Raw genomic sequence first — 23,763 nt, 5'->3', positions numbered from 1 at the left:
GGGCGGAGCCTTGCCGAAATGCAGGAGTGATGATGTCGACGAACAAGAAGACGGTGATGGATCGCCGCACCTTGCTGCGGGCGGGCGCCGCCGCAGCCTTTGCCGCGCCGATCGGTGCCTACAGCGCGCAGGCCTTCGTGCCGCGGGCGATCACGCCCGCGATCGATTTCTCCGAATTCCCGATCTGCAAGGCCGCCTCCGATGCGCCGCCGCTATCAGGTGCGCCGCGCAAGCTGAAGTTGTCCTGGAACGCCGGCGCGGTCTGCCTCGCGCCGTTGCCGGTCGCCATCGATCACGGCTTCTTCCAGAAGCAGAACCTCGACGTCGAGCTCGTCAACTATTCCGGCTCGACCGACCAGCTGCTGGAGGCGATCGCCACCGGCAAGAGCGACGCCGGGCTCGGCATGGCGCTGCGCTGGCTGAAGCCGCTGGAGCAGGGGTTCGACGTCAAGATCGCCGCCGGCACCCATGGCGGTTGCATGCGCGTCCTGACCCGCACCAATTCCGGCGTCGAAAAGCTCGCCGACCTCAAGGGCAAGATCGTCGCGGTCGGCGATCTCGCAGGTCCCGACAAGAACTTCTTCTCGATCCAGCTCTCCAAGCTCGGCATCGACCCGGTCAGGGATGTCGACTGGCGCGCCTATCCCGGCAATCTCCTGAACGTCGCGGTCGAGAAGGGCGAGGTGCAGGCCTTCCTGTCGTCGGACCCGCTGGCCTATCTCTGGCTGAAGGACACGCAGTACAAGGAGGTCGCCTCCAATCTCGACGGCGAGTACCGCGACAAGAGCTGCTGCATCGTCGGCCTGCGCGGCAGTCTGGTGCGGGAAGAGCCGCATGTCGCGCGCGCCATTACGCAGGCGCTGCTCGATGCCGCGATGTTCACCTCGCAGAATCCGGACAAGGCGGCGAAGTCGTTCCAGCCTTACGCGCCGAAGGCGGCGAGCCTCGCCGATCTCGAGGCGATGGCGCGCTACCACACCCATCACCACCATCCGACCGGCGAGGTGCTCAAGCGCGAGCTGAAGGGCTACGCCGACGATCTGAAATCGGTGCAGGTGTTCAAGCAGAGCACCGACACGGCCAAATTCGCGGAGCGGATCTATGTCGACGTATTCAGTGTCTGACGCGACGGCCGCGGCCGCGCCGCGCGCTGCGGTCACGTTCTCGAACCTCTCCGGCAGCTACGGTGTCGGGCTTGCGGCGAGCCTCGTCTGGCTGGCCTTTGGTCTGTCGTGCCTCTATTGGCCCGATGTCGGCGACTGGTCGCGGACCGGATCGCTCGGCATCGGTGCGATCGTCATCGCGGCCTTCATCCTGTTCGGCACATTCAGCGCCGATTACCTCGGCAGCGCCGGGCAGGCGTTGCGCAAGCGTGCGCCTTGGCTGGTGGCGTTTGGCGCGTTCGTCACGCTGTGGGAGGTTGCCACCGCGAAATTCGCCTGGCTGCCGCTGCCGTTCTTCCCGCCGCCGCAGTCGATCCTCGAGGTCTACACCGACGACCTGCCAAAACTGCTCGACAGCGTGTTCGCCTCAATCAAGCTGCAGCTCGGCGGCTATATCATCGGCGCGACCGTCGGCTTCATAACCGGCGTCTCGATCGGTTGGTCGCAGAAGATCGGCTACTGGGTGCATCCGGTGCTGCGCTTCATCGGTCCGCTGCCGGCCACCGCCTGGCTGCCGATCGCGTTCTTCACTTTCCCGTCGAGCTGGAGCGCCTCGACCTTCCTGATCGCGCTGGCCACCGGTTTTCCGGTGACGGTGCTGACCTGGTCGGGCGTGGCGAGCGTCAGCAGCGCCTATTACGATGTCGCACGTACGCTCGGCGCCAAGCCGTCGTTCCTGGTGCTGAAGGTCGCGATCCCCGCCGCGCTGCCGCACGTGTTCGTCGGCCTGTTCATGGGGCTTGGTTCGTCCTTTGCCGTGCTCGTGGTCGCCGAAATGATCGGCGTCAAGGCCGGGCTCGGCTGGTACCTGCAATGGGCGCAGGGCTGGGCGGCCTATGCCAACATGTATGCGGCGCTGATCGTGATGTCGCTGCTCTGCTCCGGCGCGATCACGCTGCTGTTCCGCACCCGCGACCGCCTGCTGGTCTGGCAGAAGGGCGTCGTCAAATGGTAGTGCAATCCGCAGCCGAGGCGATCACCTATCCCGCCGTCGGCGCCGAGCTCGACATCGAGGGCGTCAGCCACGCCTTCGATATCGACGGCGCAGTCCTGCCGGTGCTGGATAACGTGAACCTTTCGATCGCGCCCGGCGAATTCGTCGCGCTGCTCGGCCCGTCCGGCTGCGGCAAGTCGACCTTGCTGCGGCTGGTGGCTGGGCTGGAGAAGCCGCGCAGCGGCTCGCTGCGCGAAGATGAAGTCCGCATCACCGGACCGCATCCGTCGCGGGTGGTCGTGTTCCAGGATCCGACGCTGTTTCCGTGGCGCACGGTGTGGGACAATGTCGCGCTTGGCCTCGAAGCGCAGGGCATCCTGAAGGCGCAGCGCCACCGCGTCGATGCCGTGATCGAGCTGGTCGGGCTGTCCTCGTTCCGCAATGCCTATCCGCACCAGCTGTCCGGCGGTATGGCGCAGCGCGTGGCGCTGGCGCGGGCGCTGGTCAACGATCCCAAAATACTGGTGCTCGACGAGCCGCTCGGCAAGCTCGACTCGCTGACGCGGATCGCGATGCAGGCCGAGCTCGTGGCGCTGTGGCAGCGCAAGGGCTTTACCACGCTGCTGGTCACCCATGACGTCGAGGAAGCGCTGGTGCTCGCCAACCGCGTCATCGTGCTCTCCGATCGTCCGGCGCGGATCAAGGCCGACATCGCTGTCGGGCGGCCATACCCGCGGCATCGCGGCGACCCTTATCTGGCCGACCTGCGCAAGCAGATCCTCGGCCTGCTCGGACTGGAGGCGACATGGTGACGACGGCCGTCAGGGAATTGCCGTCAGCGGACGAGTCGGAGCACATCGTGCGCGCGTTGCGGCTCGCCGAGGTGTTCGCCGCGCGCGCACCAGCGCATGATCGCGACGCCAGCTTTCCGTTCGAGAATTTCACGGACCTGTCGCGCGAGGGCCTGCTGGCGCTGACCGTGCCTGCCGCGCTCGGCGGAGGCGGGGCGGGTGCGCGCGATGCCACGCGCGTGCTCGGCATCGTCGGCAAGGCCGACCCGTCAACCGCGCTGGTGCTGTCGATGCATTACATCCAGCATCTGGTGATGGCGCGCAGCACGCGGTGGCCAGGCCGGCTGGCGCGCAAGCTCGCCAGGGAGACGGTCGAAGGCGTGGCGCTGATCAACGCGCTGCGCGTCGAACCCGAGCTCGGCTCGCCCGCGCGTGGCGGCTTGCCGGCGACCACGGCGCGCCGCACCGAAACCGGCTGGCGGCTGACCGGCCGCAAGATCTATTCGACAGGCGCGCCGATCCTGAAATGGTATTCGGTGTGGGCGAAAACCGACGAGTCGGAAACCCGTGTCGGATTGTTTCTGGTTCCCGCCGGTCTGCCGGGAACGCGAATCGAGGAGACCTGGGATCATCTCGGCCTGCGCGCCAGCGGCAGCCACACCGTGATCTTCGACGACGTGGTGTTTCCGCTGGATTACGAGATCGACGTCCGCCGGCCCGACGACTGGAAGGTTCCCGACGTCACCCAGGCGACCGTGCACGCGATCTTCGTCGCCGCGATCTACGACGGCATCGCCCGCGCGGCCCGCGACTGGTTGGTCAGATTCCTCAAGGAGCGGGTGCCAGCCAATCTCGGCGCGCCGCTGGCGACGCTGCCGCGCATGCAGGAGGTCGTCGGCGGTATCGAGGCCCGCCTTGCCGTCAATGCCCGCCTGATCGACAGCTTTGCCGCCGATTTCGATAACGGCTTCACGCTGTCCGCGATCGAGTCTAACATCATCAAGCTGACGGTGACCAATAACGCCGCGGCAGTGGTGGAGGATGCCTTGTCGCTGACCAGCAATCACGGCCTGTCGCGAACCAATCCGCTGGAGCGGCATTACCGCGATGTGCTCTGCGGCCGCGTCCATACCCCGCAAGACGATGCCACCCGTGTCTCCGCCGGACGCTTCGCGCTGGGCGTCTGAAAACAACAGCCAACAACAACGGAGTTGTCAGTCATGCCGGTCGAGTTCATCGGCTTCATCACCAACAACAATGCCTCCGAGACCATCGTCCGGTCCGGACCGGTGCTCGATCCGCCCTATATCGAGACCGTTGCCAAGGCCCATGAGCTCGCCGGTTTCGATCGCGCGCTGCTGGCGTTCCACTCGACCACGCCGGATGCGTTGCAGGTCGCGCAGCATGTCCTGACCATCACCAAGCAGCTCAAGGTGATGATCGCGCAGCGGCCGGGCTTCACCGCGCCGACCTTGCTGGCGCGCCAGCTCGCGACGCTCGACCAGTTCTATGGCGGCCGGGTCTCGCTGCACGTCATCACCGGAGGCAATGCCATCGAGCTGCGCCAGGACGGCAACACGCTCGACGACAAGGATGAGCGCTACGCCCGCACCAGCGAATTCCTCGACGTGGTGCGGCTGGAATGGACCAGCGAGAAGCCGTTCAACTACAGCGGCAAGTACTACAACGTCGAGAACGGCTTCTCGCAGGTGAAGCCGTTGCAGAAGGGCGGCATCTACACCTTCGTCGGCGGCGGCTCGGATGCCGCGGTCGAGGTCGCGGGCAAGCACGCCGACACGTTCGCGCTGTGGGGTGAATCCTACGCCCAGGTGCGCGACGTCACCGCGCGGGTGCGCGCAGCCGCGGCCAAGCACGGCCGGCCGACGCCGCGCTTCAGCCTGTCGGTGCGGCCGATCCTTGCCGACACCGAGGAGAAGGCGTGGGCGAAGGCGGAACATATCCTTGAGCGCGCCACCGCGCTGCAGGACCAGACCGGCTACCGCCGGCCCAATCACGCGACCGACGGCGCCAAGCGGCTGCTGGCGCTCGCCGATCAGGGCACGCGCATCGACAAGCGGCTGTGGACCGAGATCGCAAAGCTCACCGGCGCCAACAGCAACACGACGGCGCTGGTCGGCACGCCCGAGCAGGTCGCCGAGGTGTTCGCGGATTACTACGATCTCGGCGTCAGCCACTTCCTGATCCGCGGCTTCGATCCGCTGGTCGACGCCATCGACTACGGCCGCGCGCTGATCCCCTTGACCCGCAAGCTGATCGAAGCGCGCGACCAGCAGCGCGGGATCGCCGCAGAATGATTCGTCTCATTGTCGCGGCGGCGCTTGCGCTCGCCGCCATCGACGCGGCCGTCGCGCAGACCGCGCTGCGCGTCGGCGACCAGAAGGGCAATTCGCAGGCCGTGATGGAAGCGGCCGGCGTGCTCAAGGACGTTCCGTACAAGATCGAATGGAAGGAGTTCGCCGCCGCCGCGCCGCTGCTGGAGGCGCTCGGGGCGGGTGCGATCGACACCGGCCTGGTCGGCGACGCGCCGTTCACGTTTGCCGCCGCCGCCAACGTCCCGGTCAGGGCGATCGCTGCGGTCAGGCAGTCGGGTGAGGGGCTTGCAATCGTGGTGCCGGAGAATTCCGCCATCAAGAGCTTCGACGATCTGCGCGGCAAGAAGATCGCGACCGGCCGCGGCTCGATCGGCCATCAGCTGATCCTGGCGGCGCTGGAATCGAAGGGCTGGCAGGCGAGCGACGTGCAGATCGTGTTTCTCGCGCCGTCGGATGCCAAGGTCGCCTACACGCAGGGCGCGGTCGACGCCTGGTCGACCTGGGAGCCTTACGTCAGCCAGGAAGAGGTGCTGTTCAAGTCGCGCCGCGTCGTCACGGCCGACGGCATCACGCCCGGCCTCGGCTTCCAGGTGGCAACGCCTGATGCGATCAAAGGCAAGCGCGCCGAGCTCGAGGATTTCGTGCGCCGCCTCGCGGCCGCGCGTGCCTGGTCGCAGCACAATGTCGAGGGCTATGCCGCGACCTGGGGCAGGCTGATGAACATCCCGCCCGCGGTGGCGGTGAACTGGCTGACGCGGGCAAAAATCCGCATCGTGCCGATCGACGACAGCGTGGTGGCCGACGAGCAGAAGACCATCGACCTCTACGATCGCTGGAGCCTGATCCGGCAGAAGATCGACGCTGCGGATATCGTCGACCGGTCGTTTGGCGGGGCCGTGGAGAAGGGCGCGGGACTCTAACCGTGCGAATGCGCGACCTCTGGCACTTGCGCCGCGCATGTAGAGAGAGTTCGCCGTGTGGCACCCCTCTCCCTAACCCTCCCCCGCAAGGGGGGAGGGAACCGTACCGTCCTTGCCTCCCTCACATCGGTGCAGCTACCAGGATCCTTACCTTCGCGAGGTGAGCACGTTGGTCGGGCTCCCTCCCCCCTTGCGGGGGAGGGCGGGGAGAGGGGTAGGCCACGAACGCATCTGTTCGTGTGGCTGCGAAATAACCAACCACGTGGCGTGTACGACGCCGGAAGGATTTTCCCCATTCCTTACTGACCAAAACCGCAATGTTGCTATTTTCGCCGCACCCTTGTCGCATCCACCCGCACCGCCAAGATCAAACAGACGAACAATCGAGTCCGGGAGATCACCATGGGCCTTCAAGAAACTCGCATCGAGTCGCTGCCGTTTGTGACCGCTGAACTGAACTACCTCGCGCCGACGCCGGGCAAGCCCCGGACTTACGCTTTTGATCCGCCGCCCGGCGAACCCAAATCCACCGCACTGCCCGAAGCCCACAATGTCCCGATCTTCGACGGGCGCCTGATCGCAGACAGCTTCTCGCTCGACCGCGAGGGCTTTGCGCTGGTCAAGCACCCGACCATCGTGAAGGACTATTACGACGACAACGAAGTCCGCAATGTCTACTACCCGGCCGTCGAAGCCTTCCTGAAGGCGACGCTGAAGGCGGACCGCGTCTTCATCTTCGACCACACCGTGCGCAAGCGCGTCGAGGGCGCGGCCGATATCCGCGGCGGCGGCCCGCGCCAGCCCGCGACCCGCGTCCATGTCGACCAGACCGCCGTCTCCGGCCACAACCGGGTGTTCGAGCATCTGCCCGACGAGGCCGAGCAACTGGTCAAGGGCCGCGTCCAGGTGATCAATCTGTGGCGACCGATCCGCGGTCCGCTGCGCGATTCACCGCTTGCGATGGCCGACGGCACCACGATCGCGCCTGAAGATCTGATCGCCTCCGACCTGATCTACCCGAACCGCAGCGGCGAGACCTATTCGGTGAAGTATAATCCGAACCATCGCTGGTTCTACATTCCCGAGATGACACCGGACGAGGCGATCCTGCTGAAATGCTACGACTCGGCGACCGACGGCCGGACCCGGTTCGGGCCGCACACCGCCTTCGTCGATCCGACCACGCCCGCAGACGCCGCGCCGCGCGAGAGCATCGAGCTGCGCACCCTGGTGTTCCACAAGCATTGATGAAGAACGTTACGGCATAAGAGATGCGCTCCCTCTCCCGCTTGCGGGGGAGGGTTGGGGTGGGGGCTCTCTCCACGAGTCGTATTGTGGAGAGAACCCCCACCCGGACCGCATCTGACGATGCGCTCCGGCCTCCCCCGCAAGCGGGAGAGGCAAGGACGGCAGCACGAATCCACTTTGCCGCCAAAGTTGGCACCGTCAGTCCAATAGTGTTACGCCCGTCCCCTTAACTGCTCGGGGAAAGGGCGATTCATGGACGGCGTGGTGACGAAGGGAGCAGCGGGGATCGGGTTCCGCGCCCTGGTCCTTGCACTTCTGGCATTGGCCTCGGGCCACATGCTGTCGACGCTGCTGCGCACGATCCCCGCGATCAGCCTCGATCTGATGGCGCGGGATTTCGGCACCTCGCCGCAGGCGCTGGCGAGCCTCACCGCGATCTATCATTTCTCGTTTGCCGCCTCGCAAATCCCGGTCGGCGCCGCCATGGACCGCTTCGGCGTGCGGCCGGTGTCGCTGAGCTTGCTCGGTGGTACCGTGGTCGGGACTTTGGTCTCGGCGCTCGCGACGGGGCCCGCGAGCTTCGTGCTCGGGCAACTGATGCTCGGCATCGCGACCTCGGGCATGCTGATGTGCCCGATGACGCTGGCCGCCAAGCAGATGTCGGCGGCAAAGTTCGGCCTGTGGTCCGGCCTGATCCTCTCGATCGGTAATATCGGCATGCTGCTGTCGGCCAGCCCGCTGGCCTTCGTGGTCGATCAGTTCGGCTGGCGCGCCGGCTTCTGGGGCTCGGCCGGCTTCGGCATTGTGGTGTTGATCGCAGTGTTCGCGCTGGTGCCGCGCCAGCCGGCGGCGCATGCCGATGATTCCTCGCCCTTGCGGCAGATGGCCGAGGTGCTGCGGCTCGGCCTGTCGCGTGGCCTGCGCGGATTGATCGCGCTGTCGCTGGTGTCGCTCGGCGCCTCGCTGGTGCTGCGCGGATTGTGGGGCGGGCCGTGGCTGATGGATGTGAAGGGGTTGAGCCGCATCGAGGCCGGCAATTTGCTTGGCCTGTTCACGCTGGCGATGATCATCGGCCCGGCCTGTATCGGCGCCATCGATCGCAAGTTCGGGCATCGCCGCACCATGGTGGCGTCGACGCATGCCGTCGCAGCGCTGCTGCTGGTGTTGATGGCGGCCGGCGCGCCGCATTTTTTGGTCGCGAACCTGCTCGGCGTTTCCGTGATGCCGGTGCAATATGACCTGGTGCTGCTGGTCCTGATCGGGTTTGCGACCTCGGCGCAGCCGCTGATCTACGGCATGACGCGGCAGCTCGTCGCCGCCCAGAACACCGGCAAGGCGTTGTCGTCGGTCAATCTTGCGTTCTTCCTCGGCGCGGCGCTGCTGCAATTCAGCACCGCCGGTGTCGCGGCGTTGTTCGGGCTGCCCGCGGTGCTGCTGTTCATCGCGGGCGCGCTGGTGATCGGGATCGTGCTGTTCCTGGTCTACACCAAACCCTCCGGTAACTAGATCGTCTGCGCCTGCTTGCGGATCTCGTTGGCAAGCGGCCGCAACGAGTCGATCCCGCGTGGCCCGACCAGGCTGTAGCCGGTGCCGCCGTCCGCCCAGGAGAAACCGGCGATATCGCCGGCCGAATGCGCGGCCATCGGCGCGTTCTGATCTGTCGTCATCGGGCGGGTGAGGACCACAAGCCGCTCGCCGCGATCATCGTCGTACATGAACATCGCCGCCGGACCATGCGCGGTCGGCACCACGCGTCCACCCATCAGGCGATATCCCGACTTGGTCAGATCCGGCAGCTTGACCGGTTGGTGCAGCCTGTTGGAGACCCATTGCACCAGCTCGGCATTGTCGCGCAGCTCGACCGGCCGGGTGCGATCGGAGGCGAACACCTTGTAGGAATCGCTGGCCTCCTCGGCGAGCGCCGCAAGCCCGCCCGCCGGCGCCAGCGTCGCGCCACGCATCACCCATCCGCCGAGGCCGCCGATCGTGAGCATCAGCATCGCCGCGATGGCCCAGCGCAACGACGAGGGGCGGCGCCGCGGGCTCTCGAGCATCCTGGCGAGGTTGAGCTGCGGCGGCAGCGGCTCCTCGGTGATCGGCAGCAGGGCCGATCGCAAAAGATTACGCTCGTCGGAATAGGCGGCGATGCGCTTGGCCACGTCAGGATGCTTCTCCAGATAGGCCGCGACTTCGGCCTCGCGTTCCGGCTCGAGCGCGCGATCCACATAGGCGTGCAGATCGTCTTCGGTAATGGGTCGACTGTTCATGTCTTATTCCGCAATTGCACGACATTACTATCCAGTTGGCCGGCAGGGCCCTCCAGCTCCTGATGCAGCCGTTCGCGGGCGCGCGCCAGGCGTGACATCACCGTGCCGATGGGCACACCGAGCACCTTCGCGGCGTCGGCATAGGACAAATCCTCGACGCCGACGAGCAGCAGGACCGCACGCTGGTCATGCGGAAGCCTTGCGAGCTTCGCCATGACGTCGCGGTACATCACCTTCTGCTCCTGGTCCGCGTCCTGGCCGAATGCATTCTCGTTCGCTTCGTCGATCGCGACGTGGACGCCGCGCGTCGTTGCGCGGCGAAACTGATTGATGGCGAGATTATGCAGGATCGCGAACAGCCACGGCCGGGGATTGTCCGACCGCCGCTGCTCCCAGTGAATCACGGCGCGTTCTAGGCAATCCTGCACCAGGTCGTCGGCCGCGGCGTGGTCGCGAACCAGGGCCCGCGCATACCGCCGCAAGGCGGGGATCAGCGGCTCGACCAGGCGCAGCATGTCGTTCATGGCGTTTGCACCTGCACGACGGCGCCGAGCTTGGCCGGCTCGCCTGACGTGATGACGAGATAGCGTCGTTCGGCCTTGGCCGCGCTTTGCACGATCTGCCGGATCGGCCCGGTGGTGTTGACGATGGCGGAGCCGGCGGGATTGGTCATGAAGGCTGCCAGTGGCTCCACCGAGCCCGTGCCGTCGGCACGTTCGGCCAATCCTAGCACGTAGTGCTGCTTGGGTTCGAGCCCGGTGACCGATGCTTGCAGCACCTGAATCAATCCCTGATCGAACAGCGAGACGCTGGTCGGCGGATTGTCGCCCTTGGCCTGGTTCTTTGCCGCGAGCGCGAGGTGGGCGACCTGGCCCGCAGCGCCAAGCGCCTGCAAGTTCTGGCGATCATCGGGATTCGGCACGGCGTTCGGCACATAGGCGATCGCTTGGGGTGCCTGGCCAATCGGGATATTGGCGATCACCTTGTTGGTCGCGGTGTCGATCGCGGCCAGCGCGTCGGCATTTTCAAGGCCGACATAGATCCGCGTGCCGTCGCCGGATGGCCAGACGCCATGCGGCAGATTGCCGACCGGAATGGTCGCGACCTGCGAGAAGTCGTCGGTCCGAAACACCTTGACCTGGTTGGTGCCGCCGATCGTCACATAGGCAAAAGTCCCCTTGGCGGTGTTGGCGAAATTGACGTGGTTGGTGATCGGGCCGGTGTCGATGGTCTTGATCGGGTTGAACGGCGGCCTGGCGTTGAAGACCTGCGTCCTGCCGGTATCCTTCAGCGTGAACCACACCTGCTCGCCGTCGGGCGTCGCCGCGATGTTCGGGCAGAACGGGCTCTCCTGCTTCACCTTGGCGACGATCTGATGGTCGGCCACCGAGACCACATCGGTCTCCGGATTGAACGACGAGCAGATGTAGCCGTACTTGCCGTCGGGCGAGAAGATCTGCATGCCCGGTCCCGCCGGCACCTCGATCCGCATCGTCTCCTTGAAGCTCTGCGCGTCGATCACCGAGATGTAATTCTCGCCGCGCACGGTGACCCAAACCTCCTTGCCGTCCGGCGTGAAGAAGGCCTCGTGCGGCGAACGCCCGACATAGGTGACGTGCTTGACCGCGTTGGTCGCCGTGTCGATGAAGGTCACCGAATTCGAGCCGATCGAGACGATGGCGAGGGTGTGGTGGTCGGGCGAATATCCCATGCCGTGGACCAGCACCTGTCCCTTGTAGAGCGGGCTGAAATTGCCGGGCTGCGGGTCGCCGAGCCGGATCACGCCGAGCAGCTTGTTGTCGACCGGATCGGTGACCGACACGGTGTTCGAGAACTGCTCGGCCGCGTAGACGCGGTCGTGATGGCTGATCGCAATGTCGGGCGCGGACACGGCGCCCGGCGCCTGTCCGGCAAACGCCGACGTCGACAGCACGATCATGCTGGTCGCCAACAGGCCCTTCATGAACTGGCTCGTCATCACTTGGTCTCCTGCTTCATCATGTCGTGGTGCATGTGCATGTGATCGTGGATCGTCGCCGCCGCGCCCGGTGTGGCGCCGGGTTGTTGTGTCTGGGCCGGTGTCGTGTCCGTGACCGGCTCGCCGATCGCGAGCTTCATGGCGTCGATCTCCTGGCGTTGCTCGACGATGATCTCCTGGGCGATCCGGCGCAGCCGCTCGTTCTTGCCGTAGCGCAGCTCGATCACGGCCATGTCGATCGCACCCTGGTGGTGCGGCGTCATCATCGCGACGAAGTCGCGGTCGATGTCGCCGCTCGGCTTGGCCGCCATGTCATTCATCATCTTGGTCATCGCCGCATCGTTCTCGGCGAGGAAGGCGCTCTCTTCGGCCGACTGCGCCGTCGGTGCCGGTTGGTGCGCCTCTTGCGCGAGCGCCACTGGGGAGAGAACAACGGCAAACAGCACACGCGCGCCGAGCAGCGCGGCACCGATGCCGGGTCTGAAGAATCGCAGGATCATCACGTTCACCCTGTAAGTTGGCTTGCACGGGTGGGACGCGGAGCGGCGAATTCTATTCCGGTCGAGGAGCGAAGAATCGTGCCGATCACGAATTACTGAACGACGGAATAAATTCTTCGACCGCTGAGCAGCGGTTTGCGATCTGGAAGCGTCTGGTTATAAAGAGGGAATTCCGGTTCCAACCAGCCGGTTTCTCGATCCTCCCCGCGCCACCTGGGCGCCAATAAGGGCCAAGATGTCCGCCAAGATCGATCCGATCACCCGTTCCGTCGTCCAGCACCGCCTGTCGTCGATCGTGAAGGAGATGGGCGAAGCCATGCTTCGCACCTCCTATTCGCAGATCCTCAATTCCAGTCGCGATTTCTCGCTGGCGATCTGCGACACCAGCGGGCGGCTGATCGCGCAGGCCGACCACATCCCGGTGCATGTCGGCGCCTTGCCGTGGGCGACGCTCGCGGTCGAGGAGCGCTTCAAGGATGTCGCGCCCGGCGACGTCATCCTGCTCAACGATCCCTATCAGGGCGGCAGCCATCTGCCTGATCTCACCGCCTTCGTGCCGGTGTTCGACGGCGGCAAGCGATTGCTCTGGACCATCGTGCGCGCGCATCAGAGCGACATCGGCGGCGCCACCCATGGCGCCTACAATCCGGCCGCGACCGAGATCTATCAGGAAGGCATCCGGATTCCGCCGATCAAGCTCTATGAGGCCGGCAAGCCGCGCGAGGACCTGCTCGACCTGTTGGCTTTGAACATCCGCAACCCCCGGGAATTCCGCGGCGACCTCGCGGCGATGCTGGGTGCGGCGCATCTCGGCGAGCGCCGCGTCGCAAAGCTGTTCAGCGAGTTCGGCGCCGAGACCGTCGAAGCCGCGATCGAGGCGATCCTCGACGCCACCGAGCAGCAGACCCGCGCCGTGGTGTCGACCTGGAAGGACGGCGTGTTCTACGGCGAGGCCTTGCTCGACGATGACGGCCACGGCCGCTCCGACATCAAGATCGCGGCCAAGGTGACCAAGAAGGGCAGCGACATCGAGGTCGATCTCACCGGCTCCGATCCGCAGTCGACGAGCTTTGTGAATTCCTCGCACGCCAACATGCAGGCCGCGGTCGCGATGGCGTTTGCCTATCTGATCGACGCCGACATTCCGAAGAACACCGGCGCGCTGCGGCCGCTCAAGGTGGTGGCCAAACAGGGCACCATCGTGTGGGCCGATCCCGGCCGCCCGGTGACGCTGTGCACCAGCCATCCCTCCAACGAGATCGTCGAAGCGATCATCAAGGCGATGTCGGCGTCCTGCCCGGATCGCGTGATGGGCGGATGGGGCCGCAGGTTCCGTATCGCGATCCAGGGCGAGGATCCGCGCAACGGACGCAATTTCATCTGGCACATGTTCCAGGCGCGGCCCGGCGGCGGCGCATCGCCCGGCGGCGACGGCTACTCCTCGATCGGCGAGTGGCATTCGGTCGGCGGCCTCAAATTCGGCAGCATCGAAGTTGCCGAGGTGCGCTTTCCCTTGCATTTCCGCCAGCACGAGTTCCGGCCGGATTCCGGCGGCGACGGCCAGCATCGCGGCGGCCTTGGCGTCGCGCTCGACATGGTGCTGGAGACTGGGAAGCCGGCCAAGGGCAACACCGCCGGCGACGGCGCGCGTCACGGCCCTTGCGGCATGCTCGGCGGCAAGGACGGCGAGCCGCATCGCTATCGCCTGCTGTCGGAAGGCCGCGAGCCGCGGGTGCTGAAGACCAAGGAGGTCGGCATCGAATTGCGGCCCGGCGATTGCCTGGAGATCCGCTCCTCCGGTGGCGGCGGCTGGGGTCCGCCCGAGAAGCGATCGGCGGAGGCGCGGGCGCGCGACGCAGCGCAAGGTCTGGTTTCGAAGGCGGTATAGGGCAGCGATGTATACGATTGGGGTTGACGTTGGCGGCACCTACACCGACCTGGTTGCGACGGATCAAACCGGGCGCACCGTTTTCGCGAAATCACCATCCACGCCGGCCGATCAGTCGGTCGGTGTCATGGCGGGACTTGAGGAGCTGGCGCGCCGCCTCGGCGTCACGCGCGCAGCGATGCTGGCTGCGACCGATCGGCTGGTGCACGGCACGACGGTCGCGACCAATGCGCTGCTGGAGCGCAAGGGCGCCAAGGTCGCGCTGCTGACCACCGAGGGCCATCGCGACGTCGTCGAGATGCGCGAGGGGCTGAAGCCGGATCGCTACGATCTGCGCACGCCGCCGCCCGAGCCGCTGGTGCCGCGCGAGCGCCGCTTCGGCGTGCGCGAGCGGCTGAAGGCCGACGGCAGCGCGGCGGTTGCGCTCGATGCCACAGCGCTCGGCGGCGTCCTCGCCGAGGTGAAACGATCCGGTGCGAACTCGGTCGCGGTCTGCTTCCTGCACGCTTATCTCAACCCGGCGCATGAGCTCGCCGCGGTCGAGCGGCTTAGGAAGGAATTGCCCGATGTCAGCGTGTCGCGCTCCAGCGACGTGCTGCCGCAGATCAAGGAATATGAGCGCGTCTCGACCACGATCGTGAACGCCTATGTCGAGCCGACGGTGCGGCGCTATCTCACCAATCTGGAGCGCAGCCTGCACGAGGCCGGCTTCAAAGGCTCGCTGTTCGTCGTGCTGTCGCATGGCGGCATGGCGCCGGTCGAGGAAGCCTCGCGGCTCGCCGCCGGCACCGTGCTGTCGGGCCCGGCCGGCGGCATTTCCGGCAGCCGCCGCTGCGCCGAGATGCTCGGGATTCCCGATCTCGTGCCGTTCGACATGGGCGGCACCTCGACCGACATCTCGCTGATCGCGGACGGCGAGGCGTCGCTGTCGGCCGACGGCATGCTTGCGGGCCAGCGCATCGCGCTGCGCAGCCTCGATATCGCCAGCATCGCGGCGGGCGGCGGCTCGATTGCCGGTGTCGACGGCAGCCGCACCTTGCGGGTCGGGCCGGAGAGCGCGGGCTCGGTGCCGGGCCCGGCCTGCTACGGCAATGGCGGAACGGCTGCCACCGTCACCGACGCCAATGTCGTGCTCGGCTATCTCGATGCGAGCGCCTTCATGGGCGGCGCACGGCCGCTCGACCGCGCGGCGTCGGAAGCCGCGGTGGATCGGATCGCGACGGCGCTCGAGCTGTCGCGGATCGAGGCTGCCGCCGGCATCTACAAGATGATCAATCTGAAGATGGCCGACGGCATCCGCCTGATGACGCTGCGCCGCGGCGTCGATCCCCGCAAATTCGCGCTGCTCAGCTTCGGCGGCGCCGCCGGCATGCATGCGGCCGAAGTCGCGCGCGAGCTCGAGATCAAGCGCATCATCGTGCCGACGGTTGCCTCCGTGCTCTCGGCCTGGGGCATGCTGACCAGCGATCTGCGTTACGAGGTCAGCCGCACGCATTACGGCACCGGCCGGATCTCCGCCGATGAGGTGAGGGCGCTGTTCGCCGGGCTGGAGGAGCAGGCCGCAGGGCGTTTGCGCGACTGGTTCAAGGGCGACATCGCGATCGAGCGCTCGGCCGAGATGCGCTATGGCGAGCAGGTGTTCGAGATCGACGTGCCGCTCGGCGACCTCGATCTCGGCGCCGCGGATCTCGTCGCCCAGATCGAGGAACGCTTCCATCGCCGCCACGAGGAGCTCTACACCTATGCTTCGCGCGGGCAGGAGGTGGTGTTCGTCAACGCCCGCGTCGCCGCGGTCGGCAAGGTCGCGCCGCGCAGCAGCGATGCCGGCGAGGCGACGTCAGCCGCGCCCTGTGTGCCGCGCGGCAAGCGGCAGGCCTGGTTCGGCGCCTGGCGCGAGGTGCCGGTCTATGCGCTCGACGATCTCAAGCCCGGCAATGTGCTGGCCGGTCCCGCGATCATCGAGGCCGAGACCACCACGGTTCTGGTCGACAGCGGTGACCGCGTCACGGTCAACCCGCTGGGCTGGCTCGACATAACATTGCGCTGAGGCGTGCCTCCGCCATCAACATTTCATTTTTCCGGCATTGGCTTGGGCGATAAGCTCTATGCGCTGGGAGGGAGCGCCGGCCTGGTGCCGGCGTTGTGGCGATGTTGATGCAAACAAAACGACAAACTGCGCTTTCGATTTCGCTCGCCTTCGCAGCTGTTCTCGCGGCGGCGCCGTTGCGCGCCCAGCAGGCGCAGGACGCGGCCGGCGGCGAGATCCGTGTCGGCAATGTCATGCCCTACACCGGGCCGCTCGCCGCGTTCGCGACCATCGGACGGGCGGAAGCGGCCTATTTCGACATGGTCAACGAGCATGGCGGCATCAACGGCCGCAAGGTCAAGTTCATCTCGGTCGATGACAGCTCCAATCCGAAGACCGCGATCGAGCAGACCCGCGACCTGGTCGAGAAGCAGGACGTGCTGTTGATGTTCGGCTCGTTCGGCACGCCGAGCAATCTCGCGGTCCGAAAATACCTCAACGAAAAGAACATCCCGCAGCTGTTCGTCGCCTCCGGCGACGAGGAGTGGGCACACCCGAAGACCTTTCCCTGGACCATGGGCTGGCAACCGACCTTCCGCGCCGAGGGACGGATCTATGCCAACTACATCCAGGCCGCCTATCCCTCCCGCAAGATCGCGGTGCTGTGGCAGAACGACCAGTTCGGCCGCGATCTGTTCCGGGGCTTGCAGGAAGGGCTCGGCGACACCGCAGGGATGATCGTCGCCGATCTTGCCTTCGACGCGTCGGAGACCGCGATCCAGAACCAGATCGGAATCCTGAAAGGCTCCGGCGCCGACATCCTGGTGTTCGACGGCGCGCCGGCGATCGCGGCGCGCGCGATCCGCGTCGCCGCCGACCTCGACTGGCATCCGGTGTTCATCCTCGACAATGCATCGGCCTCGATCGCCAGCGCGTTGCGGCCGGCGGGCCTGCAGAATTCGCTCGGCGTGATCTCGACCTCGTTCCTGAAGGACGCCGGCGACGCCTCCTGGAAGAACGATCCGCAGATCAAGGCGTGGGACGCCTTCATGGACAAATACTATCCCGACGGCGACAAGGACGACATCTACGCCGTGTTCGGTTATGCCGCCGCCGACACGCTGATGCAGGTGCTGCGCCAGTGCGGCGACGACCTGTCGCGCGAGAACATCATGCGGCAGGCCGCCTCGCTGAAGGACTATCAGAGCCCGATCGCGCTGCCCGGGATCGTGATCAATACCGGGCCGAAGGATTTCCGCCCGATCAAGCAGATGCGGCTGGTGCAGTTCGACGGCAACGCCTGGCAGCCGATCGGCGACGTGATCGAGAGCGCGTTCACGCCGGTGCGTGAGGATAATTGAGGTCGTTCTCCACGACCGTCACCCTGAGGAGCGCGGAACGCGCGTCTCGAAGGGTCGACGGCCCCACTGTGGCCGCGCATCCTTCGAGGCTCGCTCCGCTCGCACCTCAGGATGACGGAGTAACAGTGGTGTTGTTGGCGACGATTTGCTTCGCGGTCTGCGAAGTTCGTCGCTCTATCACCGTCACCCTGAGGTGGCCGCTTCTTCAGCGGCCCTCGAAGGGTCGACGGCCCCACTGTGGCCGTGCATCCTTCGAGGCTCGCTGCGCTCGCACCTCAGGATGACGGGTCTGATAGCGTAACCACCTACTTCTTCAGTCCATAATTCAGCAGCCCGCCCTTGTTCTTCGGCGGATGCGCGCGCAGGCCTTCCTCGTTCGGCTCGGTACCCCAGCCCGGGCGATCCGGGATCACGAGATGGCCGTCGACGAACTCCGGCACGTGGGTGAACAACTCGTGGTCCCAGGCGAGGCGATCGATGTCGGTCTCCATGATGCGCAGGTTCGGCACCGCGGCGCAGAAATGCGCGTTCATCATGGTGCAGAGGTGGCCGTAGAAATTATGCGGCGCGACGTTGACCTCGAAATGCTCGGCGGCGGCGGCGATCTTCATCGACTGCCAGACCCCGTTCCACGGCGTGTCGATGATCGCGACGTCCATCGCCTGCTCGGTGAAGTAAGGCAGAAATTCGCGCAGGCCGAGCAGCGTCTCGCAGGACGAGATCGGGTGCGGGCTCTGGCGGCGGATATAGCCGAGCGCCTGCGGGTTGAAGGTGTCGATCTCGACCCAGAACATGTCCATCTTCTCGATGGCGCGCAGGATCTTGAGATAGCCCTCGGTCTTGGCGTTGAAGTTGAGGTCGAGCAGGAGATCGACATCCGGCCCCGCGCCGTCGCGGATCGCTTCCAGATGCATGCAGAGATTGCGGAGCACGGTGCGGTCGATATTGATCTCGGGCTGGAACGGCGAGCCGAAGCCGGGGCGCCAGCCCTGCGGCTTGCCGTCAGTGTAGACGAAGATGTTGGTCTTCATCGCCGAGAACTTCTTCTCGCGCACCTCGGCCCCGATCGCCTTGACGCCGTCGAGATCGGTGATTGCCGGCTTGTACCAGTCGGGATGATTGATGCGCCAGGTCGCGCAATGCGACCAGTAGACCCGCACGCGGTCGCGGATCTTGCCGCCGAGCAGATCGTAGCAGGGCACGCCGAGCGCCTTGGCCTTGACGTCGAGCAGCGCGTTCTCGATCGCCCCGAGCGCCAGCGCCACTACGCCGCCGGCGGCAGGGCGTGTCGCGGCGAACAGCTCGACATGGATCCGCTCGTGCTCGAAGGCATTCTTGCCGACCACGCGCGCCGACAGCCGCTCGATCGCCGCGGTCACGCCGGGTGCACCAAAACCTTCGTCATATTCGCTCCAGCCGACCAGCCCGTCCGTGGTCGTCACCTTGACGAAATGATAATTCCGCCAGCCGGCATCGCAGGCGAGCGTCTCGACGCTTTTGATCGTGGTGGATTTGCTCATGGTTTCCTGCCCGGCTGTTGTTGGTGTTGAGGGGATACCAACAACGGATCGACGGACGCGTCAATTCGCGCCAGGGCAAGGCGACAATGCGTATCAGTAGGGCGGCACCCGCCTTTACGTTCACCGTCACCCTGAGGAGCGCGCTCTTGCGCGCGTCTCGAAGGGTCGACGGCCCGGCTCTCTCCGTGTGGGTCTAGCGGGGGCCGTGCATCCTTCGAGGCGCGCAAGAGCGCGCACCTCAGGATGACGGGGAGAGATTCGTGCCGGGCCGGAACAATGTCGGCCGCTGGCGCTCGAACGTCTTGCGGCCGCGCTTGAAGCCCATCAGCACGTCGGGCAGTTCGGCGATGGCGTTGGTTCCGCTGTCGGTATCGAGCACGATGATGTCGGCGGGATTGCCGACCGCGATGCCGTAATCCCTCAGGTTCATCAGCCGCGCCGGCAGGTCGGTGACGAGATCGAGGCAGGTGTCGAACTCGCCGATTCCGGCATGCGCGGCGTTGGCGTAGAGGTTGGCCATCCGCAGCAGCGATGCATCGCCGAACGGCGTGAAGGGATTTTGCACATTGTTGGTCGCGACCGAGCAGAGCACGCCGTCGGCGACCAGCCGGTGCGCCGCCGTCAGCCCGCGCGGGGCGTTATGCGTGGCGTCGCGCCCCATCAGATAGAGGTCGGTCGCCGGCAGCACGGTGACCGCGACGCCGGCCGCGGCGAGACGCGCGCTCGCCGCCTTCAGCCGGTCGGGCGGCAGCGCGGACAGCTTGGTCGCGTGCCCGATCGCGACGCGTGCGTGGTAATTGCGCCGCTCGGTCTGCCGGCAGACCTCCTCCATGTGCGACCAGGAGGGGTCGAGGTCGAAATCGAGGTGGAAGTCGACGTCGACGTCGAATTGCTGCGCCAGATCGAAGATGCGTGCGATATGCGCGTTCGGATCGGTGTCGACATAGGGACAGCCGCCGACCGCCTCGGCGCCGTCGTTGAGCGCGGCCACCAGCAGCTCGTCGGCGCCGGGATCGTTGGTCAGGCCCTCCTGCGGGAAGGCGCAAAGAGAGAGCTCGAGCGCCCAGGCATAATCGCGCTTCAGTGCCTTGACGGCCTCGAAACCGCGCAGTCCGATCCGCGGGTCGATCTCGACATGGGTCCGCATCCGCGTGGTGCCCGCGGTGATCGCGCGCTCGATCACCTTTGCGCCGCGCGCATAGACGTCCTCGACGGTGAAGTCGCGCTTCATCGCCGATACCGCGCGGATCGCTTCCGAGAGGCTGGCGTGATCGTGGCCGCAGCGGCCGAGCAGACAGGCCTTGTCGAGATGGATATGGGTGTCGACGAAGCCCGGCAGCGCCAGCCGTCCGCCCAGATCGACCTCGACGGCCTCGCAGGCAAGCTGCGGCGCGACCGCGGCGATCCTGCCGTCGGCAACGCCGATATCGACCGCCGACGCGGATCGGCGCGTCACGGCATTACGGAAGACCAGGTCGAAGGCAGGTTTCGCGATCATCGGGGAAATATCAGGATGGTTTGAGCCTAGCGAAAGGAGCGGGAACCGGCAGCACTAGATTGTGTGCAGATTGATCACCAGATTGTCTAAAAAATATGCATACACTTTGCCGGGCAGATTGTAGAGTCCCGATCAGCCCAGGAGGCCCGCAATGTCCGTCACCGCCAAAGCCGACGCCCGCCCGCTGTCCGATGCCGAGATCGTCGAGGCGTATCTGACGGCGTCGATGATCCCCGATCCGGATGCGGCCGCGGCCTATATGAAGCCGGGCACGGTGATCACTTCACTGGCGGGCGCGAATTCGACCATCCGCGCGGGCCGACCGGCTTCAACGCCAAGCGCTATCGCTGGGTGAAGAAGCGGATGGACCGCTTCGATGTCTGCCCGGGTACAGGCGAGACCGTCGTCTACAGCGTCGGTACGCTCTACGGCGAATGGATCGACGGCACCCCGTTCGAGGGCAACCGCTATGTCGACCGCTTCGTGGTGGAGGGCGGGCAGATCGTCAAGATGGACGTCTGGAACGACAGCGCCGAGCGGATTTTGGTGCAGCGGGGGATCGAGGCGTAGGGGAACGCGTCGCCTCTTCCCCGTCATCCTGAGGTGCGAGCGAAGCGAGCCTCGAAGGATGAATCGGCCACAGTCGGGCCGTCGACCCTTCGAGACGCGCGCATGGGCGCGCTCCTCAGGGTGACGGGGATAGAGCATGACGCTGATGGAGTGCGCTTGATGGCTAGCGCCGCGCCGCCTTCGATAGCTTCACCACCCGCTCGCCTCGTCCGCGTAAGGCGCCAGGATATCCAGCAGATCGCGGCCGCGCTGCGGGCTCGGTGCGACCAGCGCGCGGGTCGCGACGGAATCCAGATGGTGGTGCATCAGCTCCATCACCTTGGCCACATCGCCCTTCACCAGCGCCGCGATGATCGCGCGGTGCTCGTTGATCGCGCATTCCGACGAATGCGGCCGGCTGTACAGCGACAGCGTCAGGCAGCAGCGGTAGGCGACCTCGCTGACATAGCGCACCAGGATCGGGCTGTTCGTCATCTGGGCGAGCAGGATGTGGAATTCGGTGGCGAGCCGGATCGAGACCGCATCGGTGCCGTCGCGGGCACGATCCTCGGCGTCGACATGGGCGGTGAGTTCGGCGATCTGCGGCTTGGTCAGCTTGCCCGCGAGCTGGCGCACCACCAGCCGCTCGAGCTCGATGCGGATGTCGAAGGCATCGCGCGCCTCCTGCCAGCTCGGCGTCGCCACCACCGCGATGCGGTTGCGGCGCAGTTCGACAAGGCCCTCCGCGGCCAGTTGCCCGAGCGCATGGCGCGCAATGGTGCGGCTGACGCCGAACCGTTCGCCGAGCGAATCCTCCGGCAGCTTGGCGCCGGGCTCCAATGCCTGCTCGATGATCGCGCGTCGCAGCGCACGGCAGATCACGCCGACCTTGTCGGTCGATTCAGCCGTCTTGCTCGTGCTGTCGCGCCCCGCCATTGCCGCGAATCCCTCTCGAAAGGTGCTTGGATCGCCTCTCTATCATACCGCAAAAGCAATCGACCGCCCGAATTGCATGCAGTCTCGGCTGTGGATTGCCCAAAAGGAATCCGGCGCTCCAAGGCACCGGTCGTGTGATCCCTTTGATTTTCAACGGGTCGTGCACTGGCATCCAGCTTGCATGCACTTTGACCGTGATGCGCATGCAACCAAACTCCGAATTTGCCGGCGAGCCTGTTGCCGCCGGCTCCGCGCCGACCGCGATCGAGCTGTCGGAAGCCTCCGTCACCTTCGGCCGCGGCGCCCGCGCCGTGCCGGCCCTCTCGACAACCACGCTGCGGATCGCCGATGGCGAGTTCGTGGCGCTGGTCGGGCCGTCCGGCTGTGGCAAGTCGACCATCCTGCGGCTGGTGTCGGGCCTGGCGCGGCCGACCACAGGCGTCGTCATTGTCGGCGGCCGCGAGGTCGCGGCGCGCGCGATGCGGGTCGGGATGGCGTTCCAGAACCCGACCATGCTGCCGTGGATGACGATCGAAAAGAACATCATGCTGCCGCTGAAGATCGTCGAGCCGTTCCGCTCGCAATTCCGCAAGCTGCGCAAGACCGAGTTTCGCGACAAGGCCAATGCGCTGCTCGAGCAGGTTGGATTGAAGGGATTTGGCGGCCGCTATCCCTGGCAGCTCTCCGGCGGCATGCTCCAGCGCGCCAATCTGTGCCGCGCGCTGATCCACGAGCCGCGCATGCTCTTGCTCGACGAGCCGTTCGGCGCGCTCGACCAGTTCACCCGCGAGGAGCTGTGGGGGATCCTGCAAGCGCTCTGGATCAGCCACAAGCCGACCGTGCTGCTGGTCACCCACGATCTGCGCGAGGCCGGCTTCCTCGCCAGCCGCATCTGCGTGATGAGCGCGCGGCCGGGCCGCATTCTCGACGACAGCCGTGTCGATTTCGCCCGCCCGCGCACCGTGGCGATGACCTTTGAGCCCGATTTCGTGGCGCTCAACCAGAAGCTCCGCGCCTTCATCGTCGATGCGCGCACCGCTGCTCGAGAGGGAGCCTGACCATGCCCACATCAGAGATCAGGCAGAAAGCCTGGTCGGTGGCCCTGATCGTGCTGTTCTTCGTGGCCTGGGAATTGTTCTGCCTGATGACGGGCATGTCGGACCTCGTGCTGCCGCGGCCGTCGCAGATATTCGTCACGCTGTTCGAAAAATTCCCGATCCTCTGGCCGCACATCATCCAGACATTGCTGACCACGATGATCGGCTTCGTGCTCGGCGTGGCGCTGGGCGTTGCGCTCGGCGCCGTGATCGGGGTGTCGAAGACCGCCTACGACACCTGCTACCCGCTGCTGGTCGGGTTCTCCTCGATCCCGAAGGTCGCGGTGGTGCCGATCTTCGTGCTGTGGTTCGGCTCCGGCACCGTGCCGGCAGTGCTGACCTCGCTGTCGATCTGCTTCTTCCCGATCGTCGTCAACATCGCGACCGGCCTTGCCACCACCGAGCCCGAGCTCGAGGACGTGCTCAAGCCACTCGGCGCCAGCAAGTTCGACATCCTGTGGAATGTCGGGCTGCCGCGCACGATGCCGTTCTTCTTCGCCTCGCTGAAGGTCGCGGTGTCCTACGCCTTCGTCGGCGCGGTGCTGTCGGAGACTGTCGCCTCGAACCGCGGCATCGGCAACGTCATGATGACCGCGTCTTCCAATTTCAACGTGCCGCTGGTGTTCGCCGGGTTGTTCGTGCTCGCCGGCCTCGGCGTCGCGCTCTACGTCCTGTTCTCGCTGATCGAGGGCCGGGTGACGGGTTGGGCGACGCGCAAGGACAACGTCATCGCCACCTGAATCGTTTCGCCGTT

20 protein-coding genes and 1 pseudogene are annotated in these 23,763 nt (G+C 66.0%); 14 read left to right on the top strand and 7 right to left on the bottom strand.

What is annotated here, in order from left to right; genetic code table 11:
• Window positions 1-32: 32 nt before the first annotated feature.
• From XH92_RS32380 to XH92_RS32345, 8 genes are all read left to right on the top strand, one after another.
• On the top strand, window positions 33-1,124 hold the full coding sequence (locus tag XH92_RS32380; RefSeq protein WP_371817845.1) for an ABC transporter substrate-binding protein: 1,092 nt from the start codon (window positions 33-35) through the stop codon (window positions 1,122-1,124).
• The gene (locus tag XH92_RS32375) at window positions 1,102-2,118 is read left to right on the top strand and encodes an ABC transporter permease (RefSeq protein ID WP_194455761.1); all 1,017 of its coding nucleotides are present in this window, start codon (window positions 1,102-1,104) and stop codon (window positions 2,116-2,118) included. Before XH92_RS32380 ends, XH92_RS32375 begins: the two co-directional genes overlap by 23 nt.
• Window positions 2,112-2,909: an ABC transporter ATP-binding protein gene (locus tag XH92_RS32370; protein ID WP_194455760.1), complete on the top strand. Its 798-nt coding sequence runs from the start codon at window positions 2,112-2,114 to the stop codon at window positions 2,907-2,909. Before XH92_RS32375 ends, XH92_RS32370 begins: the two co-directional genes overlap by 7 nt.
• Window positions 2,903-4,075: an acyl-CoA dehydrogenase family protein gene (locus XH92_RS32365; RefSeq protein ID WP_194455759.1), complete on the top strand. Its 1,173-nt coding sequence runs from the start codon at window positions 2,903-2,905 to the stop codon at window positions 4,073-4,075. Before XH92_RS32370 ends, XH92_RS32365 begins: the two co-directional genes overlap by 7 nt.
• A 33-nt stretch (window positions 4,076-4,108) precedes the next feature.
• Window positions 4,109-5,203, top strand: a complete 1,095-nt coding sequence (locus XH92_RS32360) for an LLM class flavin-dependent oxidoreductase (RefSeq protein WP_194455758.1) — start codon at window positions 4,109-4,111, stop codon at window positions 5,201-5,203.
• Window positions 5,200-6,141 (top strand): ABC transporter substrate-binding protein, encoded by a 942-nt coding sequence (locus XH92_RS32355; protein ID WP_194455757.1) that lies wholly within the window; start codon window positions 5,200-5,202, stop codon window positions 6,139-6,141. The genes XH92_RS32360 and XH92_RS32355 overlap by 4 nt, the downstream gene beginning before the upstream one ends.
• 402 nt (window positions 6,142-6,543) lie before the next feature.
• Window positions 6,544-7,389: a CmcJ/NvfI family oxidoreductase gene (locus XH92_RS32350; RefSeq protein ID WP_194455756.1), complete on the top strand. Its 846-nt coding sequence runs from the start codon at window positions 6,544-6,546 to the stop codon at window positions 7,387-7,389.
• 252 nt (window positions 7,390-7,641) lie between these two features.
• Entirely contained in the window at window positions 7,642-8,895 is a 1,254-nt protein-coding gene (locus XH92_RS32345; RefSeq protein ID WP_194455755.1) for an MFS transporter, read from the top strand.
• Here the strand turns inward: XH92_RS32345 and XH92_RS32340 are convergent.
• Genes XH92_RS32340 through XH92_RS32325 form a run of 4 tightly spaced genes read right to left on the bottom strand, consistent with a single transcriptional unit; the run spans window position 8,892 to window position 12,134 of the window.
• Complete coding sequence (locus XH92_RS32340; RefSeq protein WP_194455754.1) at window positions 8,892-9,656, bottom strand: anti-sigma factor; 765 nt, start codon at window positions 9,654-9,656, stop codon at window positions 8,892-8,894. The genes XH92_RS32345 and XH92_RS32340 overlap by 4 nt on opposite strands.
• The gene (locus XH92_RS32335) at window positions 9,653-10,180 is read right to left on the bottom strand and encodes an RNA polymerase sigma factor (RefSeq protein WP_194455753.1); all 528 of its coding nucleotides are present in this window, start codon (window positions 10,178-10,180) and stop codon (window positions 9,653-9,655) included. The genes XH92_RS32340 and XH92_RS32335 overlap by 4 nt, the downstream gene beginning before the upstream one ends.
• Window positions 10,177-11,634, bottom strand: a complete 1,458-nt coding sequence (locus tag XH92_RS32330; RefSeq protein WP_194455752.1) for a YncE family protein — start codon at window positions 11,632-11,634, stop codon at window positions 10,177-10,179. Before XH92_RS32330 ends, XH92_RS32335 begins: the two co-directional genes overlap by 4 nt.
• Entirely contained in the window at window positions 11,634-12,134 is a 501-nt protein-coding gene (locus XH92_RS32325) for a DUF305 domain-containing protein (protein ID WP_194455751.1), read from the bottom strand. The genes XH92_RS32330 and XH92_RS32325 overlap by 1 nt, the downstream gene beginning before the upstream one ends.
• Window positions 12,135-12,369: 235 nt before the next feature.
• Here XH92_RS32325 and XH92_RS32320 point away from each other — a divergent pair, with 235 nt between their 5' ends.
• From XH92_RS32320 to XH92_RS32310, 3 genes are all read left to right on the top strand, one after another.
• Window positions 12,370-14,022 carry a hydantoinase B/oxoprolinase family protein gene (locus tag XH92_RS32320; protein WP_194455750.1) on the top strand — a complete coding sequence of 551 codons (1,653 nt, stop codon included), beginning with the start codon at window positions 12,370-12,372 and terminating at the stop codon, window positions 14,020-14,022.
• 7 nt (window positions 14,023-14,029) lie between these two features.
• Window positions 14,030-16,069: a hydantoinase/oxoprolinase family protein gene (locus tag XH92_RS32315; RefSeq protein ID WP_194455749.1), complete on the top strand. Its 2,040-nt coding sequence runs from the start codon at window positions 14,030-14,032 to the stop codon at window positions 16,067-16,069.
• Between the two features lie 107 nt (window positions 16,070-16,176).
• The gene (locus tag XH92_RS32310) at window positions 16,177-17,409 is read left to right on the top strand and encodes an ABC transporter substrate-binding protein (protein ID WP_194455748.1); all 1,233 of its coding nucleotides are present in this window, start codon (window positions 16,177-16,179) and stop codon (window positions 17,407-17,409) included.
• 305 nt (window positions 17,410-17,714) lie between these two features.
• On the opposite strand, the gene XH92_RS32305 is transcribed toward XH92_RS32310, so the two are convergent.
• Both XH92_RS32305 and XH92_RS32300 read right to left on the bottom strand, forming a co-directional pair.
• Window positions 17,715-18,929: a mandelate racemase/muconate lactonizing enzyme family protein gene (locus XH92_RS32305; RefSeq protein ID WP_194455747.1), complete on the bottom strand. Its 1,215-nt coding sequence runs from the start codon at window positions 18,927-18,929 to the stop codon at window positions 17,715-17,717.
• Window positions 18,930-19,167: 238 nt separating this feature from the next.
• Complete coding sequence (locus tag XH92_RS32300; RefSeq protein WP_194455746.1) at window positions 19,168-20,427, bottom strand: amidohydrolase family protein; 1,260 nt, start codon at window positions 20,425-20,427, stop codon at window positions 19,168-19,170.
• Window positions 20,428-20,578: 151 nt separating this feature from the next.
• Here XH92_RS32300 and XH92_RS32295 point away from each other — a divergent pair.
• Window positions 20,579-20,997, top strand: a pseudogene (locus XH92_RS32295) (nuclear transport factor 2 family protein).
• Window positions 20,998-21,186: 189 nt separating this feature from the next.
• On the opposite strand, the gene XH92_RS32290 reads toward XH92_RS32295, so the two are convergent.
• Window positions 21,187-21,912 (bottom strand): GntR family transcriptional regulator, encoded by a 726-nt coding sequence (locus XH92_RS32290; RefSeq protein ID WP_194455745.1) that lies wholly within the window; start codon window positions 21,910-21,912, stop codon window positions 21,187-21,189.
• 203 nt (window positions 21,913-22,115) lie between these two features.
• Here XH92_RS32290 and XH92_RS32285 point away from each other — a divergent pair, with 203 nt between their 5' ends.
• Window positions 22,116-22,970, top strand: a complete 855-nt coding sequence (locus tag XH92_RS32285) for an ABC transporter ATP-binding protein (protein ID WP_194455744.1) — start codon at window positions 22,116-22,118, stop codon at window positions 22,968-22,970.
• A 2-nt stretch (window positions 22,971-22,972) separates the two neighbouring features.
• Window positions 22,973-23,749: an ABC transporter permease gene (locus XH92_RS32280; protein WP_194455743.1), complete on the top strand. Its 777-nt coding sequence runs from the start codon at window positions 22,973-22,975 to the stop codon at window positions 23,747-23,749.
• The last annotated feature ends 14 nt before the right edge of the window (window positions 23,750-23,763 follow it).

Source organism: Bradyrhizobium sp. CCBAU 53421 (assembly GCF_015291625.1).
Lineage (GTDB): Bacteria > Pseudomonadota > Alphaproteobacteria > Rhizobiales > Xanthobacteraceae > Bradyrhizobium.
The sequence above is the reverse complement of the archived record's forward strand: the minus strand, read 5'-3'. Positions and strand labels throughout refer to the sequence as shown.